Genomic DNA, 13,650 nt, shown 5'->3' on the forward strand with positions numbered 1-13,650 from the left:
CTTCAGTAGATACTTTATGGGTATCTAGGCCAATGAAAAGTATGTTATGTTTGTACATGCTAGCCTCCAATTTATATTGTTTAACACATATATTATGGCTCTGGCTTTGCTAACCCACGAATTTGGAAGCTAGCACCTCGTGGGGAGTCATTATGTCTATATTTACTGTATCAACCAATGAAGGAGCAATAATGAATCGTCTTGTGAGTATTGAGATAGACGCAAAAGGATTTAAGCCAATAGATCAAGAAGAGTTGCATGCTCAAGCATTAAATTTTGTGGAACACATAGGGTTATCATCAGCCACTGTAGATTGCTTGGATACAAATCATGTAACAATTTACTATGATGGTATTTACATCAATAATTTTGATTCTTGGTACCCAAATGTTGTTGAACAGTGGGCTTGTATAGTTGAAAAAGTCACTGGAAATAAAGAGTATATTCATACAAATTGGAGTTCAAGGGAAGACTATTTTCCTTTAGGCGCATTTTCATTTATGTCTCCAGAACACGAGCATACTATGAATGTCTTTCTTAACTTTGAAAGTGGAGGTGAAGTATCCATAGAAGAAGATTACTTTGAAGCTTCTATTAATATTAAAGATGAGGAAATTAGCACTTTTTTATCTGATAATATTCAAACACTCAAACAAAATGCATCGGACTTAATTCAAAAAACTTGGCCTAATCTAGAATTCAAAAAATTTGAATATACAGGTACAGTTTACCCGTATTGTGAAGGAGTCATAGCACCTCGTTTTGAGTATAATCGCATTACACCAGAAAAGAAGAGAAATTCACTTATCAATAAGCTTTTGTCACTTTTAAAGTAAATATAACAAGTCACTCAAAAGGACAAAAAATAGTTGGTTTTTGCTCCTTCGTCGCTTATTTTAACCAACTATTTTTAGCCTTTTAGTGAGGCGTTATAAGCCACAAGGATAGTATGAAGATTGTTTTAAAGTTTATCGGATTCATTTGGGCTGTATCATTTCTTTCATTTTTTGTCCTTTCTTTCTATTCAGGAACTGGTGGTGAAATACCTACTATTGCTCAAGAGTATGTAATCCATTTTCAGGGATTATTAGAGTCTTTTTTAACTTCCCAATGGTTCTTTATTGTTTTTGTAGCAGGTTGGTTTGGGGTATCTTATTCGTTAGGAAAACAAAGTGGCTGGCAAAACTTAGCTAAAAAATATGGAAATTATAAATACGATAATCCAAACGTAAATTTCCGAACTGGAAATGGGTATATTGGCAAAATAAGACATAATGGTATTTTAAAAGTTGCGACAAACAGCAAAGGAGTTTACCTACGAGTTCTTTTTCCTTTCAAGTTTGGTCATAAGAACTTGTTTATTCCTTGGCAAGACATTTCAGTTGTCACATCGGAGAGAGGTTTATTCTCTGATAAAACGCCTAGTTTTCTTAAACGTATAGGTAAAACAATTTCAGGCACTGAGTACTTAAATATTAAATTGCCCCAGTTTCCAGAACAGCGGATTACGATTCAAAGCTCTGAACAACTACTTGGTTCTATACCAAAAAACATAAATAAATAGGTGTAGAGTAAGTGGCTTATAACAAGCCAATTAAGAGGGGACACGCAACAATTAGTTGCGCTTCGTTTCTCGCACATTTTAACCAGCTATTATTTGCCTCTTATTGTGGCTTTAGCTTAATAATCATGGAGGGTTATGAATATTTCTCGAATTTTACTAGTTTCCTTTTTCTCTATATTTCTGTGTTCATGTGCTGTAATGCCAAACTTTACTGAGAAGTTTGATAAAAAACGCCAAACCGTACAAAAAAGAGTTGAGCTTTCTGTTGAACAATTAGAAATGTTTGATGACTTAGAGTGCTCAGATAAAGATGATTGCAAAACTCAATTCTTGGGGGAAATACTTGGTTCAGTGATAACTTTTCCTTTAAGTGCAATAATATCTAGTTCAATTGCTGTAATTGGTAACTCAATTTACTGGGTAAATGAATATGGCGAGTGTCGTAGCTAAATTAAGCTAACAAGCAAATAAATCAGGACAAATTACAGTTGGTATTTTTTCCTGCGTCGCTTATTTTAACCAACTGATTTTTGCCCCTTATTGTGGGTAACACGGGCATTTCAGGAAGAAATGATGCACTCTGAACTAGACAGAAATATTCTAGGGAATCCAGATTGGGAAAGATCATTTGATGAGAGACTTACTGAATATGGTGAGTGGGACTCAAAATTATTTTGGTTACTTCATTTAGAGCGGCTAAATATCGCTAAACAGCAGAATACCGCTTTGCCTTTTGAAAGAAATCTCGTTTACTCTCTCCTAAAACTTCAACAAAAAGTACTTACATTAATATCGGCTCATTTTACAAAAAATGATGTATTCGAAATTCGTAACATTACTACTGATAAGTTGTATGAGTTCAAAGAGCGATTTGAAATGGCAATATTGGGAGCTATATCTGGCGTTGTCTTACTAGAAAGTTCATTTGACTTGGCTAACCCTTTAGTCAAAAATGCAGTTGGCTGTGTTTCGTGCCTCAACTATTTTAGCCAACAATATTTTGCCCATCAACGAGGGCGTTATGTGAACTTCAACCTGTAGAGTATAAAAGGAATAATATATGTCTTATGTCGATGGTTTTGTTGCCGCAGTACCAACAGTAAATAAAAAAAAGTACATTGAACATGCGAAGTTATCTGCGGTCGTCTTCAAAGATCACGGAGCACTAAAAGTTACTGAAAGTTGGGGAGAAAACGTTCCTGATGGTGATCATACATCCTTCCCAATGGCTGTGAAATGTAGCAAAGATGAGACTGTAGTCTTTTCATCTGTCGTATGGCCAACAAAGGAAGTTCGTGATGCGGGTTGGGAAGCTATTATGGATGATCCTAGAATGCACCCAGATCAAAACCCAATGCCTTTTGATGGTAAGCGTTTAATTTATGGTGGCTTCGAAGTTATTTTAGAAGAGTAGCACCGAGGTATTATCCATACCAGCTGTTAAAAAAAGGACAAATAACCGTTGGTTTTTGCTACTTCGTCGCTAATTTTAGCCAGTTATTTATTTGCCTTTTAGTGGGGCGCTTAAGTATTTTCACCATTTTAGTGTGTAAAAGGATTTATGAATGCTCAAATTAACAGTAGTTATTATTTTTTCTCTAGTGCTCGGCGGCTGTATGTCAAGCGCAGAACTTTCTAAAATGTCTGAGAATAATGTTAAAGCTGGCCGTTACTATGAATCAATAGGGCAGCCGCAAGCAGCACAAAGAGCATATAAGGCAGCAGCTAAACATAAGAAGCAATCTGAAGAGGATGAAACCATTTTATTCGATATTTTATGGTCATTGCTTTCGGGAAAATAAGTACCTAACTAGCCGATTAAAGTGTACAGATAACAGCTTGGCTTTTGTACACTCCGCTCACTATTTTAGCCAAGCTGTTATCTGTCCGTTATTGGGATTTTATGTGATTTAAAGGGGGGAGGTATTGGCAAATATATTTAGCAATATTCCATCAGAATTACCAAATGAAATATTCGAAGATATTATCATTACAGAAAAGCTAAGGGTTGAGCGTATAGTATCAAAGGGACAAACATCTCCCGATACCGGATGGTATGATCAAAATGAGAATGAATGGGTTATTGTTTTATCTGGTTATGGTGTCATTGAGTATATAAATGGTGTTAAAGTTACTCTACAGCAAGGTGATTACTTAAATATCAAAGCTCATGAAAAGCACCGAGTGATAGAAACTTCATCTAATGAAACGACGGTTTGGTTAGCAATTTTTTATTAAGCGTATTCATCACATAACAATATGTTTAACAAGGAGAAATTGTAGTTGGTTTTGCTCCTTTGTCGCTTATTTTAGCCAACTATATTTTGCCTATTAGCAGGGCTTTATATTTATAGGTGTATATGGATGTCATTTATGAAATTATCAATAGTATTCATTGTTTTAGTGCTTAGTGGTTGCAGTTCTAATCCAAACTACGATAAAGCTACAAGTTGTGGTTCAGCAACTCCTGTATGTTTAGCTTTATTGGCTGCTACTGATGTAGTTACAAGTAGTGGTAGTTCTTCTCAAAAGTGTTCTGATATGTCTGGTGACAATAAAAGACAGTGTGATGCACAAGTTGAAGCGGTAAAAAAACACATCAATGATGCAAGTCATAAATAAAACACGCTGTTAAATCAGGACAAATAACCGTTGGTTTTTGCTCCTGCGTCGCTTATTTTAGCCAACTATATTTTGCCTATTAACAGGGCGGAATACGCATAGCTCATCCTTGAGCATTATCTTCACTAAAGGCTTCTTATTCGCTTAATTTCTTCCTCATCAATACTTAAAGATTCTAAGAACAATTGATGTTCCGCTGGCTCCATCTTTTCAAAGTTTTGGTGCCATTTGAGCATATCGTTTGCGCTAAACCCAGATGCTTTCATTATTTCTACCCAACGCTCTTTCGTAACCATGTTTTTCTCCAATAATTCAGGTTGTTGCAATAGCGCAACAATTGCACTTTGCTGCTTTCTAAACTCTGATATACATTGCTCAAGTTTATTAAATTGAGTTTTCAGTATTTCTGATTGAGTTTCTGTATCATCGTGTTCAATAAGATTATTTATATCTGCGACAGGTATCCCAAAAGAACGAAAACGCAATATATCTTTCAAGCGTTTTAGCTCTTTTTCACTATACCAACGATACCCATTTTCTGAGCGTAATTTAGGCATTAACAAACCTTCACGTTCATAATAAAGCACTGCCGCTCGTGATATACCGCACGCTTTTGCTAATTTAGTTACCGTAAGCATTTTTATGACCTCTTGCTGAACACATGAGTAGTTTCAACCCTGAACCTATAGACGAGTCAAACACCTTTAGTATAATATTTAAAGTTTGTCAGCGAAATATGTATAACAAGTCATTTATGCGGCACAAAAAACAGCTGATTGTTGCTCGTGCCTTGCTAGTTTTAACCCGCTATTTTATTAGCTCTTAATGAGGCGTTAGGTCCATTATCAAAGGATGTGTTGTGAATATCGAAAAATCGAATGAAATTATAGAGTTGGTTGTGTATACAATAAAACCTGACATGAATAGTGTTTATGTGAATACAGCAATTGAAAAATTTCGCAAGCTTGTGATGGGCTTTGAAGGGTTCATCAGCTATGAGTTTTACCAAAGTTGCCGAAGCAAAAATATTTTTATGGACTTTGTACGTTGGGAGTCTCTTGAATTTGCTGAAGAAGCAGCTAAACAAGTTAAAATTCTTCAAAAATCACCTGAGTACAACGAGTACCTAGATTCGTTTGCATCACTAGAAATATTTAATCATTTCAATCAAGTGAAAGCATGGAGCTAATAAGAATTTCAAACAGAAAAATCCAGTCAATATTTTTCGCTCAAGTCAGGGTTAACGGGTAATTTAATCCTATATTTATCACGTCGAATATTAAAAAGGGAATTACAATGGGATCAATAGAAAAAGCAATCGAAGCTGCATACCAAGCTCATATATCATCACTTTATAAAGTTTTATCTAAATCGCTTTTATCTGCCAAAGGGGATGCGAGTGAAGTTGCGGCAGCCGAAAGTAGATTTAAAAAAGGATTGGAGTTTGCAGCTGATGTACAAAGTAAAGCAAGAGCTGTAGCTGGCTTATAAAAGTTTACATAACAAGGCCATTAAACGGACGTTACAGGTGACAGTTATCAGTTTATTAAATCTTTTAGCCAACTATTGTTTTCTGCTTATTTTGGCGTTATGTGATAGGTGTAATTACCTACGTAATGCATTGATAATTCGTAGTCGCGGCTGCACAAGAATATATTCTAACTCGTGAGAAAAATATGATTATAGAAAATGTGCTTCCTGAAGATTATTCAGAGATGCTTAATCTTTGGGAAAATTCAGTCCGAGCTACTCATCACTTTATTACAGAAGAGGATATTGAGTTTTTTAAACCAATTATCATTGAACAGGCTTTTCCTGCTGTCACTTTGAAATGCATAAAAAATAGTAGTGGATTACTCGTTGGTTTTGTGGGCGTCGATGAATCTAAAGTTGAAATGCTATTTATTTCTAATGCTGAAAGAGGGAAAGGTATTGGCAAGACTCTTTTATTGTATGCAATTGAGCATCTTGATGTAACGAAAGTAGATGTAAATGAACAAAATCCATCAGCGGTAGGGTTCTATGAACATATGGGGTTTAAAGTCATATCTCGCTCTCCAATTGATGATATGGAAAAACCATTTCCAATTCTACACATGACACTTTAAGTTTCGATTTGTCGTAAACAGATAAGCAAGAAGATACGCCTACAGCTAATAACTAAGGACGTTTCCGTTTTGTTGAAAAACACATAACAAGGCTTTATGTGCAAAGACGTTAATCGAAAAATGTATTTCTGAATATATTGCTATTCAGCTATTGCGGAGAAGAGGGTTATGTTGTCAGATTTTTTTTCGTCAGGAATTATTGAATTTACCAAGGTATACTTGGCCGTATTCTATTCAATTGTTGCAGCATTCTATACTTATAGAGTGGTTAGCAAGCAAAGAAAGAGTGGTAAGCCATTAGTATTTTCAGGAAAGTTGTTTTGCCAAACATGGTGGAACCATATTGTTTTTCGTTTCTTCCGTATTTCTATATGGATGGTATGTTTATTCAGGCTGTTTTACCCGAATATTGATAATTATTTGGGTATGTTAAATATACTAGAGTTATCACCAGTTATAGGTCTAGTATTATTAACTACAGGCTTTCTCTCTACCGCTTTAATTCATTGTAGTTTAGGAAAAGAATGGCGTTCTGGTATTGACCCTTCTGGGCCAACCAAAGTTATTACAAGTGGGGCTTATCAATTTTCTCGTAATCCTATGTTTGTTTGTATAGCTGTTGCGCAACTAGGTTTTTTCTTAGCTATGCCTTCTGTTTTTTCATTGCTATGCTTAACTATTGGTTTATACACGCTAAATAGTCAAGCTTTAGAAGAAGAAATACATTTGTCTCAAAAATTTCCTATAGAGTACGCTGCTTATGTAGCAAAGGTGCGGCGTTGGGTGTAAGTTTATAAGTAGCATATAACAAGCGCTTTAAATGGAGCAAAAACAGTTGGCTTTGTTTCGTGCCTCAACAATTACAGTCAACTACAATTTGCCCCTTAACAAGGCGTTAGGTGTCAACTAAGCACAGGAGTCAATCATGGCCGAAATAAATCATCAAGTTGGAATTAAAGCTCCGCCCGAAAAAATATATGAGTTACTCACCACAAACGAAGGCCTATCTAAATGGTGGACGAATGATATTTCAGGTGCAGGCGAAGTTGGGGCACTTATCCAATTTCGTTTTAATGGCGGTGGACCCGATTTTTTAGTGACTAAACTCATTCCTAATAAACTTGTTGGCTGGAAACATTCAGGAAATATCCCTGAGTTATGGGTGGGAACTGAAATCCTATTTGAATTAAAAGTTGTGGAAACTCAAACTTTCGTTAGGTTTGTACATTCCAATTGGAAAGAATCCTCTGACTTTATGGCACATTGTAGTACTAAATGGGCGGTGTTTTTACTAAGCCTTAAAGATGCTGTTGAAAAAGGTACGGGCAAACCTTTTCCAAATGACATACATATAGATCATTCATAAAATAGTATGCCAAGAAATACCTGACAAGGCACTCAAATGGAAATTACAGTTGGATCGCATTTCGCGAACATTAGTCTAACGGTATTTTCCGTTTAGTTAACGTATGTAGCAAGTACTCAGAGAGCAGCTACGACTTTAATAAAGACAACGTAGACATTTATTTTAATTATTAACAGTTGTCGTTAAGCGCTCTTTTCTAGCACTATTGCCCGGTTGTAGTAAACGGCAGCATTGTTGTCTTACCCCGTTTTCGTTAAATGAATGATGAATATCGGCAGATCTATAATAGACACCCAAAAAAACCATCTCTATTGAGATGGCCTAGTTATTAGTTTCTCTACTTAGTTTAGTCAATAAATTATGCTTTACAGCGGGCTATGCCTATACCGAATAGGCCCAATCCAAATAGTGCTAGTGCGTATGGTTCGGGTACTTCATACTGGAAACTCGCAGCATAATATGGCGCGGCGGTAATTTGGGTGGGAAATGCCAATGAATTGGAAAATGCAAATAATCCGTTATTTTGCGTAATGACACTATCTACTGTTGTTACTACCGATTGAAAAGCCACGTTTACGGCAGACCCTAAACCATATGATGCGATAACGTAGTCATTGCCAGCAATCAGTTGGATAATTGATATATCTTCATACCAAAAGTAACCATCCAGTGTTCCCGTATTACCACTTACTGTCGTTGACGCCAATAGAGTACCGGAAGATTCCCACAGGCCTATTTCGAAACTGCCGTTTAATCCGAGCTGGGACGAATCAAAATTGCCAAGGGCGGTAACATTAATGTCTTCATTAGCTGTAAAGCCCCAGCCAAGAATTTCATCTTGACCAAATGTGGAACCGAAACTACTAATTTCAACAACTGGGATTGCACTCGCACTTGTACCAAAAAATATTAAAATTAACCCTGCAAGTAAATTTCTAATCTTGAGATTTATCATCATTTATTCCTAAAATTAGTTATTGTCTGTTAAAACATATCGACTTTAGCAAATACTGCCTCAGTAAGTCAGTAACAGCATTTTTTAAGCCAATATTTTTAATGTGTTGATATTAAAGTTTTAAAGTGTTCGCTTGGGGTTACAGGGTCATCATGTATTCTTATATTTTATACAGTTCAACTGTAACTGTAAAAAATTTCGACAGTTAGATATGTAGCAATCGATTCACATGAACATCTGCAACTAATCAGACTAACTGGTTGAGTATAGTGACATGAAAAGCAGCGCTACCAACTCTACATATCTTGGGTTTCCCACCTATGAAGAATCGCAATTTGCCTAAGGCATCTATCAAGCAAGTTAGTCAGGACAATTAAGTAGCCCTGATAGAACGGCACCTTCAATGAGTAGTACTCCAAAAGGAGCCTTATGGGTATCTAAGCCTATGAAAAATATGTTATGTTTATACATGCTAGCCTTTACTATTTAGTTTTTTACACACTAGTTATGACTCTGGCTTTAAGCTAACCGACGATAATGGAGGCTAGGACCTCGTGGGGAGTCATTATATCTATATGAAATGGAGTTTCTATGAAGATTTTAGGTTTGTTTCTTGCCTTAGCGGTATCTGCCTGTACTTATTCAACTGGCGGTAGCGGTGTTAATAGTCGAGATTGCTCTCAAGTTCAACGTGAATGTGTTCGCGGGGTATACGACCAATGGTTCCAAGAAAATGGTGAGTTAGCATGCACTTGTTCGGGAACTTGAACTTTACTGTAATAATCTGTTTAATATAAACATTTTGCCCACTGCACTTTTTTTTTCAACAATATATTGCCTATGGACAATGGCTTTAAAGTTAACTAAAGCTTCATAGATAACATTGAATTGAACTAAAAGGACTTACAATGAACAAAAAACTACCTTTGGCATTTGCCATTCTTGCTTTATCTTGTACCGTTACAGCGAATGCTTCTAAAGAAAGTAACTTGTATTTAGGCGCACAGTATAGCGCGCAAGAACTCACTTTATTACCCAATAGAGATTTTCAAACCGCTGGTATTATCGCAGGTTACCAATATAATCAATTTTTCTCGCTGGAAGCTAGGTTCAATACAGGTATATCCGGTTACTCTTCGCATCCATTTTCTGAAAATGGATTTTCTGATGCTGAGTATAAAGAAGATATTGATTCGCAAGCTTCATTGTTTTTAAAAGCGTCTTATCCAATGTTCTACTCATTTAATATATATGCTTTAGCTGGCATGACTCAAAGTAAATATGAAATAACTACAATCAGTAGCTTTACTGATATAGAGGGAATTACGACAGATACATATCCCTCTTTAATTAAACTTTCTGAAAGTGGCTTTAGTTATGGACTTGGTTTAAATTACCAAATGACAAATTCATTTATTGTGTTTGTTGATTATAAGATATTACCTGACTTGATGGGGTCTTCATGGAAAAGTGCCAGCTTTGGTGCTAGTTACTCTTTTTAATGGATATAAAGAAAACAAATTTCTCAAACATACTTTTGACAGTTTGCTCGGGCGCCGAAAAGTATAGCAAACTATCAATAAAACCTTTTTTTGGGGTTATGTTTTTAATTATTGGAGTGTTAAATGTTAGAGTTAAGACCGAACTGTGAATGTTGTGATAAAGACTTACCTCCAGAATCAACAGAGGCAAATATTTGTACTTTTGAATGCACGTTCTGTACAGATTGCGTTGAAGGCGTTCTAAATAAACAATGTCCTAATTGTGGTGGTAACTTTGTGCGTCGTCCAATACGACCTTTTGCAGCGTTAAAAAATTACCCCGCATCAACTAAACGAATACTAAAAGAACAAGGTTGTGCAGAAAACACATATCAAGCTTTAAACGAAAATTTCTTTTGCCGCATAGAGAGATAGCATGCTGAGGTTGGAAAATATGATCCTAAAAGTAAATTTTAAGCAATTTCTTGACGAAAAGGGCGATGTACTAGCACTAACAGAACAAGCCAAAAGGGTATTTGATTTTCTGACAACGATTATATTGTCAGCTTCTGAAAATATTGAACGGCCACTTATTAACGTTGATCTCAATTGTAATACTCGTGGAACTGATCTGTCTTGTGAGGGAAACATTGAAGCGTCGTGTAACACTTTGAAGGTGATTGAGTGGCAGTGTGATACCTGTGAAGCGTCCGGCACTATTTCTCATTGGCAAGGAAGTTTGTGGGATATGCAAAAACGGACAATCCACTAATTTGTGTATCAGCTTAATCATTCAATTTTGATATAAAGCCATGTATCTAAGTGAGGGGTAATTAAATGTGAGAAAAAGTGCAAATAGCTGTGAACAATAACAGCAATATTGTACTATTTTTTTACAATGCAACATAATTGCTAGCTATGGATAATAAACTACAGGAAAAAGCCGACTTCACTCTTGCCAATGCCTATGGTGGTATTGAAATGGTTCGTGCCGATTATAAAGGGCAAGCTTTTTCTAAACATGTGCATGAAGGGTATACTATTGGTGTGATTGAAAAAGGAGCGCAACGCTTTTATCGCACTGGGGAAATCCATACCGCCGATACTAATTCAATTATTTTGGTTAATGCAGACGATGTTCACACGGGTGAATCGGCTTCATTGGGTGGTTGGCAATATCGTGCTATGTATCCTTTGCCTGAACACTTTGAAAATATCAGTAATGATCTTTATGACAAGGGGAAATTTGCACCGTATTTCAGTTCTTCTGTTATTAACGACCCATCATTAACGGATCAATTAAGGCTGCTATTTAATCAAGTGGATAACAATGCTTCGCAATTACTCACAGAAACAATTATGTATAGCTTGATGTTAAGGTTAACCCTAAGGCATTCATCACTTCGTCATATACCAAAAGATATTTCAGGTAGTAAAGCAAAACTGCTTCAAGTAAAAGAGTATTTAGATAGTTATCCCGCTGAGGATATATCGTTAAAACAATTGGCGATAATTGCGGGGTTAAGTCAATATCACTTCATTAGACAATTTAAAAAAATGTTTGAGCTTGCCCCCCATAGCTACCAGATACAGGCCAGATTAAAAAAAGCGAAAACGTTGCTAAAAGCAGGGGTGAAACCCGTTATAGTGGCAAGTGATTGTGGTTTTCATGATCAAAGTCATTTCAATAGGCACTTTAAAAAAGCCTTAGGTACTTCCCCAAGTAAGTTCCAAAAACAAGCAGTTTTGTACAAGAACTGAAAACGATTCCCCTGTAAACTCGTTCAAAATATTGAAGGAGTGCGTTAATGCCAAGTAAAACCGTCGTCGCAGACGAGTCTATCTCAAGTGATTTTCAAACAATGAAACAAGCTGTTATTGCTATATTTCCGCTTTCACTTGCTGTTGTGCCTTGGGGAATATTGTGTGGCTCATTAGCAATCACTGTCGGATTAACTCCGTTACAAGCTCAACTTATGTCATTGTTGATTTTTGCGGGCGCGGCGCAACTTGCTGCATTATCCATGATGGGAGCAGTAGGCTCGTTATCTTCGATGTTTTCTTCAACTTTTGTTATAAGTTCCAGACATTTGCTTTATTCCGCTGTTTTTCGTGAGCACGTGAGAAATAGCTCATTCGGTCTTCGTTGCAGTATTGCCTTTTTTCTCACCGATGAAATGTTTGCAGTAACCTGTGCTTATATTGTGAGAAACAAAAGATTTAGTCCGGTATATGCGCTAAGTTCTGGCATTACCTTTTATGTTATTTGGAATATTTCAACTTTTGCAGGCATTGTCGCTGGCCAGCATATTCCAAACCTTGAACATTTAGGACTTGAATTTGCTATTGCGGCAACTTTTATTGCGATAGTTATTCCGCTGGTTAAAAACAGATCGACTTTGGTATCAGTGGTCACGAGTGGGTTAAGCGCCATTATCCTTTCTGTATTTATGGCCGAGTATGCGCTGATTGCGGCAACCTTTATTGGCATGGTTTGTGGATATTTAACAAAAGACAAGGAGAGTATTAATGAATGATTTTTGGATAGCTTTAGCTGGCATGGCAGGCATTACTTTCTCCTGTCGATATTTATTTTTTTCAAATACAGTCTCTTTTAAGCTTGGGCCAAAAGTAAGCCGATTACTTAGCTATACCGCACCCTCGGTTATGACAGCAATGTGGGTACCCATTGTGTTTTTAGGACATCAGGATAGTGGCGGAGATTTTATTACCAGCCCTTTTTTAATCGCAGGTGTAGCGACGTTGATATTTAGTCTATTGATAAAAAATACTCTGGCGGTTGTCATCTTTGGCATGAGTATTTTCGCCTTGTTACAAGTAATTTTCTAACTGATAACCCCAGTACAGCGAGAAAGCAGTTAATAATAGTGAATAAAAACCCTACTTAAGTGTCATGGACTTAATTTTTCTAGTCGTTAAGCTAATAGTATAATAACGAGGAGTATTAAGATGTTCACAATCATTAAAATTTTTGTAACGAGTGTATTGATACTAGCTATGTTCATTTCACCCACCAGTTATAGCGCTTCAGCCTTAAGTGGCACAAAAACAATAAATTTAATTGCTAAAGACGGACAGCGTATAGCGATTGGTACTCTCGAGTTTTTACCTCTCGTTGACAAAGTTAAGTATCAGTTAGATATGGATCACACTCGTTTTAAAGATTACTTTTTATCGATGAAAGAGATGAAATGTTTAGAAGGGCCTGAGTTGTGGTGTCATATCAGATATCCCTATCCACAGCCTCGTACCATAACACCAGTCGATTTACGTTGGTTAGAGCATGACTTGCTTTTTATGTTCAAGAAAAGTAATGAGTTTGGGGCAAACTTCTGGAATGGTGTTTATTATTCATTAACGATAAGAGATGGTGTTATTGTGGGAGAAGCACAAGCAATAGATCTTAATTTACTGGCTGCACCGCCTGAAGATTTAAATACACCTTTTTATTCTGAAGACTTACGTGATGAAATAGAACGTGTACAACGTTGGTTACCTGATATCGAAATTCGTTAATTATTCATAATGTTATA

The 13,650-nt window shown here is 36.4% G+C and carries 23 protein-coding genes; 21 read left to right on the plus strand and 2 right to left on the minus strand.

The genetic code is table 11. From position 1 onward, the window contains the following. Positions 1–152: 152 nt before the first annotated feature. The 8 genes from ND2E_RS00295 to ND2E_RS00265 all read left to right on the plus strand — a co-directional run bounded on the left by ND2E_RS00295 (position 153) and on the right by ND2E_RS00265 (position 4,186). Positions 153–836 (plus strand): hypothetical protein, encoded by a 684-nt coding sequence (locus ND2E_RS00295; RefSeq protein WP_150113815.1) that lies wholly within the window; start codon positions 153–155, stop codon positions 834–836. A gap of 113 nt (positions 837–949) precedes the next feature. Then, a complete protein-coding gene (locus ND2E_RS00290) occupies positions 950–1,564 on the plus strand; it encodes a hypothetical protein (RefSeq protein WP_033096020.1) in 615 nt (204 codons plus the stop codon). Positions 1,565–1,699: 135 nt separating this feature from the next. Further along, the gene (locus tag ND2E_RS0122110) at positions 1,700–2,014 is read left to right on the plus strand and encodes a hypothetical protein (protein ID WP_150113816.1); all 315 of its coding nucleotides are present in this window, start codon (positions 1,700–1,702) and stop codon (positions 2,012–2,014) included. Between the two features lie 120 nt (positions 2,015–2,134). Continuing rightward, positions 2,135–2,605, plus strand: a complete 471-nt coding sequence (locus ND2E_RS00285; RefSeq protein ID WP_081962159.1) for an Imm41 family immunity protein — start codon at positions 2,135–2,137, stop codon at positions 2,603–2,605. Between the two features lie 19 nt (positions 2,606–2,624). Further along, on the plus strand, positions 2,625–2,978 hold the full coding sequence (locus ND2E_RS00280) for a DUF1428 domain-containing protein (protein ID WP_033096023.1): 354 nt from the start codon (positions 2,625–2,627) through the stop codon (positions 2,976–2,978). A 151-nt stretch (positions 2,979–3,129) separates the two neighbouring features. After that, on the plus strand, positions 3,130–3,366 hold the full coding sequence (locus tag ND2E_RS00275) for a hypothetical protein (RefSeq protein ID WP_033096024.1): 237 nt from the start codon (positions 3,130–3,132) through the stop codon (positions 3,364–3,366). A gap of 124 nt (positions 3,367–3,490) precedes the next feature. Next, a complete protein-coding gene (locus ND2E_RS00270; RefSeq protein WP_033096025.1) occupies positions 3,491–3,802 on the plus strand; it encodes a cupin domain-containing protein in 312 nt (103 codons plus the stop codon). Between the two features lie 135 nt (positions 3,803–3,937). After that, entirely contained in the window at positions 3,938–4,186 is a 249-nt protein-coding gene (locus ND2E_RS00265) for a hypothetical protein (protein WP_223303727.1), read from the plus strand. 125 nt (positions 4,187–4,311) lie between these two features. On the opposite strand, the gene ND2E_RS00260 is transcribed toward ND2E_RS00265, so the two are convergent. Continuing rightward, on the minus strand, positions 4,312–4,824 hold the full coding sequence (locus ND2E_RS00260) for a MerR family transcriptional regulator (RefSeq protein ID WP_033096027.1): 513 nt from the start codon (positions 4,822–4,824) through the stop codon (positions 4,312–4,314). A 221-nt stretch (positions 4,825–5,045) separates the two neighbouring features. Here ND2E_RS00260 and ND2E_RS00255 point away from each other — a divergent pair, with 221 nt between their 5' ends. The 5 genes from ND2E_RS00255 (at position 5,046) to ND2E_RS00235 (ending at position 7,660) form a co-directional block, all read left to right on the plus strand. Continuing rightward, positions 5,046–5,375 (plus strand): antibiotic biosynthesis monooxygenase family protein, encoded by a 330-nt coding sequence (locus ND2E_RS00255; RefSeq protein WP_033096028.1) that lies wholly within the window; start codon positions 5,046–5,048, stop codon positions 5,373–5,375. Positions 5,376–5,482: 107 nt separating this feature from the next. Beyond that, a complete protein-coding gene (locus ND2E_RS00250) occupies positions 5,483–5,677 on the plus strand; it encodes a hypothetical protein (RefSeq protein WP_033096029.1) in 195 nt (64 codons plus the stop codon). 185 nt (positions 5,678–5,862) lie between these two features. Next, positions 5,863–6,294 (plus strand): GNAT family N-acetyltransferase, encoded by a 432-nt coding sequence (locus ND2E_RS00245; RefSeq protein WP_033096030.1) that lies wholly within the window; start codon positions 5,863–5,865, stop codon positions 6,292–6,294. A gap of 168 nt (positions 6,295–6,462) precedes the next feature. Further along, positions 6,463–7,083 (plus strand): methyltransferase family protein, encoded by a 621-nt coding sequence (locus ND2E_RS00240; RefSeq protein WP_033096031.1) that lies wholly within the window; start codon positions 6,463–6,465, stop codon positions 7,081–7,083. A 136-nt stretch (positions 7,084–7,219) separates the two neighbouring features. Continuing rightward, the gene (locus ND2E_RS00235; protein ID WP_033096032.1) at positions 7,220–7,660 is read left to right on the plus strand and encodes an SRPBCC family protein; all 441 of its coding nucleotides are present in this window, start codon (positions 7,220–7,222) and stop codon (positions 7,658–7,660) included. 358 nt (positions 7,661–8,018) lie between these two features. Here the strand turns inward: ND2E_RS00235 and ND2E_RS00230 are convergent, their stop codons facing one another. After that, positions 8,019–8,618 carry a DUF4082 domain-containing protein gene (locus ND2E_RS00230; protein WP_081962164.1) on the minus strand — a complete coding sequence of 200 codons (600 nt, stop codon included), beginning with the start codon at positions 8,616–8,618 and terminating at the stop codon, positions 8,019–8,021. Between the two features lie 588 nt (positions 8,619–9,206). Between ND2E_RS00230 and ND2E_RS23230 the strand changes: the two genes are divergently transcribed. The 8 genes from ND2E_RS23230 (at position 9,207) to ND2E_RS00195 (ending at position 13,633) form a co-directional block, all read left to right on the plus strand. Then, a complete protein-coding gene (locus ND2E_RS23230; protein WP_190277876.1) occupies positions 9,207–9,383 on the plus strand; it encodes a hypothetical protein in 177 nt (58 codons plus the stop codon). Between the two features lie 140 nt (positions 9,384–9,523). After that, complete coding sequence (locus ND2E_RS00225; RefSeq protein WP_033096034.1) at positions 9,524–10,117, plus strand: outer membrane beta-barrel protein; 594 nt, start codon at positions 9,524–9,526, stop codon at positions 10,115–10,117. A 123-nt stretch (positions 10,118–10,240) separates the two neighbouring features. Then, positions 10,241–10,531: a DUF1272 domain-containing protein gene (locus ND2E_RS00220; protein WP_033096035.1), complete on the plus strand. Its 291-nt coding sequence runs from the start codon at positions 10,241–10,243 to the stop codon at positions 10,529–10,531. A 19-nt stretch (positions 10,532–10,550) separates the two neighbouring features. Next, positions 10,551–10,868, plus strand: a complete 318-nt coding sequence (locus ND2E_RS00215; RefSeq protein WP_033096075.1) for a hypothetical protein — start codon at positions 10,551–10,553, stop codon at positions 10,866–10,868. 146 nt (positions 10,869–11,014) lie between these two features. Continuing rightward, positions 11,015–11,857, plus strand: a complete 843-nt coding sequence (locus ND2E_RS00210; RefSeq protein WP_033096036.1) for an AraC family transcriptional regulator — start codon at positions 11,015–11,017, stop codon at positions 11,855–11,857. A 47-nt stretch (positions 11,858–11,904) separates the two neighbouring features. Next, positions 11,905–12,633: an AzlC family ABC transporter permease gene (locus ND2E_RS00205; RefSeq protein WP_033096037.1), complete on the plus strand. Its 729-nt coding sequence runs from the start codon at positions 11,905–11,907 to the stop codon at positions 12,631–12,633. Further along, complete coding sequence (locus tag ND2E_RS00200) at positions 12,626–12,946, plus strand: AzlD domain-containing protein (protein WP_033096038.1); 321 nt, start codon at positions 12,626–12,628, stop codon at positions 12,944–12,946. The genes ND2E_RS00205 and ND2E_RS00200 overlap by 8 nt, the downstream gene beginning before the upstream one ends. Positions 12,947–13,066: 120 nt before the next feature. Then, positions 13,067–13,633, plus strand: coding sequence for a hypothetical protein (locus ND2E_RS00195; protein ID WP_033096039.1), 567 nt, complete (start codon positions 13,067–13,069; stop codon positions 13,631–13,633). Positions 13,634–13,650 lie beyond the last annotated feature (17 nt).

The organism is Colwellia psychrerythraea (genome assembly GCF_000764225.1).
Taxonomy (GTDB): Bacteria; Pseudomonadota; Gammaproteobacteria; order Enterobacterales; family Alteromonadaceae; genus Colwellia; species Colwellia psychrerythraea_D.

Bases quoted from the DNA above. Each gene is read 5' to 3' on its own strand.
- ND2E_RS00280 (WP_033096023.1), top strand. From the start codon at position 2,625: ATGTCTTATGTCGATGGTTTTGTTGCCGCAGTACCAACAGTAAATAAA.
- ND2E_RS00250 (WP_033096029.1), top strand. From the start codon at position 5,483: ATGGGATCAATAGAAAAAGCAATCGAAGCTGCATACCAAGCTCATATA.
- ND2E_RS00295 (WP_150113815.1), top strand. From the start codon at position 153: ATGTCTATATTTACTGTATCAACCAATGAAGGAGCAATAATGAATCGT.
- ND2E_RS00225 (WP_033096034.1), top strand. From the start codon at position 9,524: ATGAACAAAAAACTACCTTTGGCATTTGCCATTCTTGCTTTATCTTGT.
- ND2E_RS00205 (WP_033096037.1), top strand. From the start codon at position 11,905: ATGCCAAGTAAAACCGTCGTCGCAGACGAGTCTATCTCAAGTGATTTT.
- ND2E_RS00200 (WP_033096038.1), top strand. From the start codon at position 12,626: ATGAATGATTTTTGGATAGCTTTAGCTGGCATGGCAGGCATTACTTTC.
- ND2E_RS00230 (WP_081962164.1), bottom strand. From the start codon at position 8,618: ATGATGATAAATCTCAAGATTAGAAATTTACTTGCAGGGTTAATTTTA.
- ND2E_RS00285 (WP_081962159.1), top strand. From the start codon at position 2,135: ATGATGCACTCTGAACTAGACAGAAATATTCTAGGGAATCCAGATTGG.
- ND2E_RS23230 (WP_190277876.1), top strand. From the start codon at position 9,207: ATGAAGATTTTAGGTTTGTTTCTTGCCTTAGCGGTATCTGCCTGTACT.
- ND2E_RS00240 (WP_033096031.1), top strand. From the start codon at position 6,463: ATGTTGTCAGATTTTTTTTCGTCAGGAATTATTGAATTTACCAAGGTA.
- ND2E_RS00235 (WP_033096032.1), top strand. From the start codon at position 7,220: ATGGCCGAAATAAATCATCAAGTTGGAATTAAAGCTCCGCCCGAAAAA.
- ND2E_RS00210 (WP_033096036.1), top strand. From the start codon at position 11,015: ATGGATAATAAACTACAGGAAAAAGCCGACTTCACTCTTGCCAATGCC.
- ND2E_RS00265 (WP_223303727.1), top strand. From the start codon at position 3,938: ATGAAATTATCAATAGTATTCATTGTTTTAGTGCTTAGTGGTTGCAGT.
- ND2E_RS00245 (WP_033096030.1), top strand. From the start codon at position 5,863: ATGATTATAGAAAATGTGCTTCCTGAAGATTATTCAGAGATGCTTAAT.
- ND2E_RS00275 (WP_033096024.1), top strand. From the start codon at position 3,130: ATGCTCAAATTAACAGTAGTTATTATTTTTTCTCTAGTGCTCGGCGGC.
- ND2E_RS0122110 (WP_150113816.1), top strand. From the start codon at position 1,700: ATGAATATTTCTCGAATTTTACTAGTTTCCTTTTTCTCTATATTTCTG.
- ND2E_RS00195 (WP_033096039.1), top strand. From the start codon at position 13,067: ATGTTCACAATCATTAAAATTTTTGTAACGAGTGTATTGATACTAGCT.
- ND2E_RS00220 (WP_033096035.1), top strand. From the start codon at position 10,241: ATGTTAGAGTTAAGACCGAACTGTGAATGTTGTGATAAAGACTTACCT.
- ND2E_RS00260 (WP_033096027.1), bottom strand. From the start codon at position 4,824: ATGCTTACGGTAACTAAATTAGCAAAAGCGTGCGGTATATCACGAGCG.
- ND2E_RS00290 (WP_033096020.1), top strand. From the start codon at position 950: ATGAAGATTGTTTTAAAGTTTATCGGATTCATTTGGGCTGTATCATTT.
- ND2E_RS00215 (WP_033096075.1), top strand. From the start codon at position 10,551: ATGATCCTAAAAGTAAATTTTAAGCAATTTCTTGACGAAAAGGGCGAT.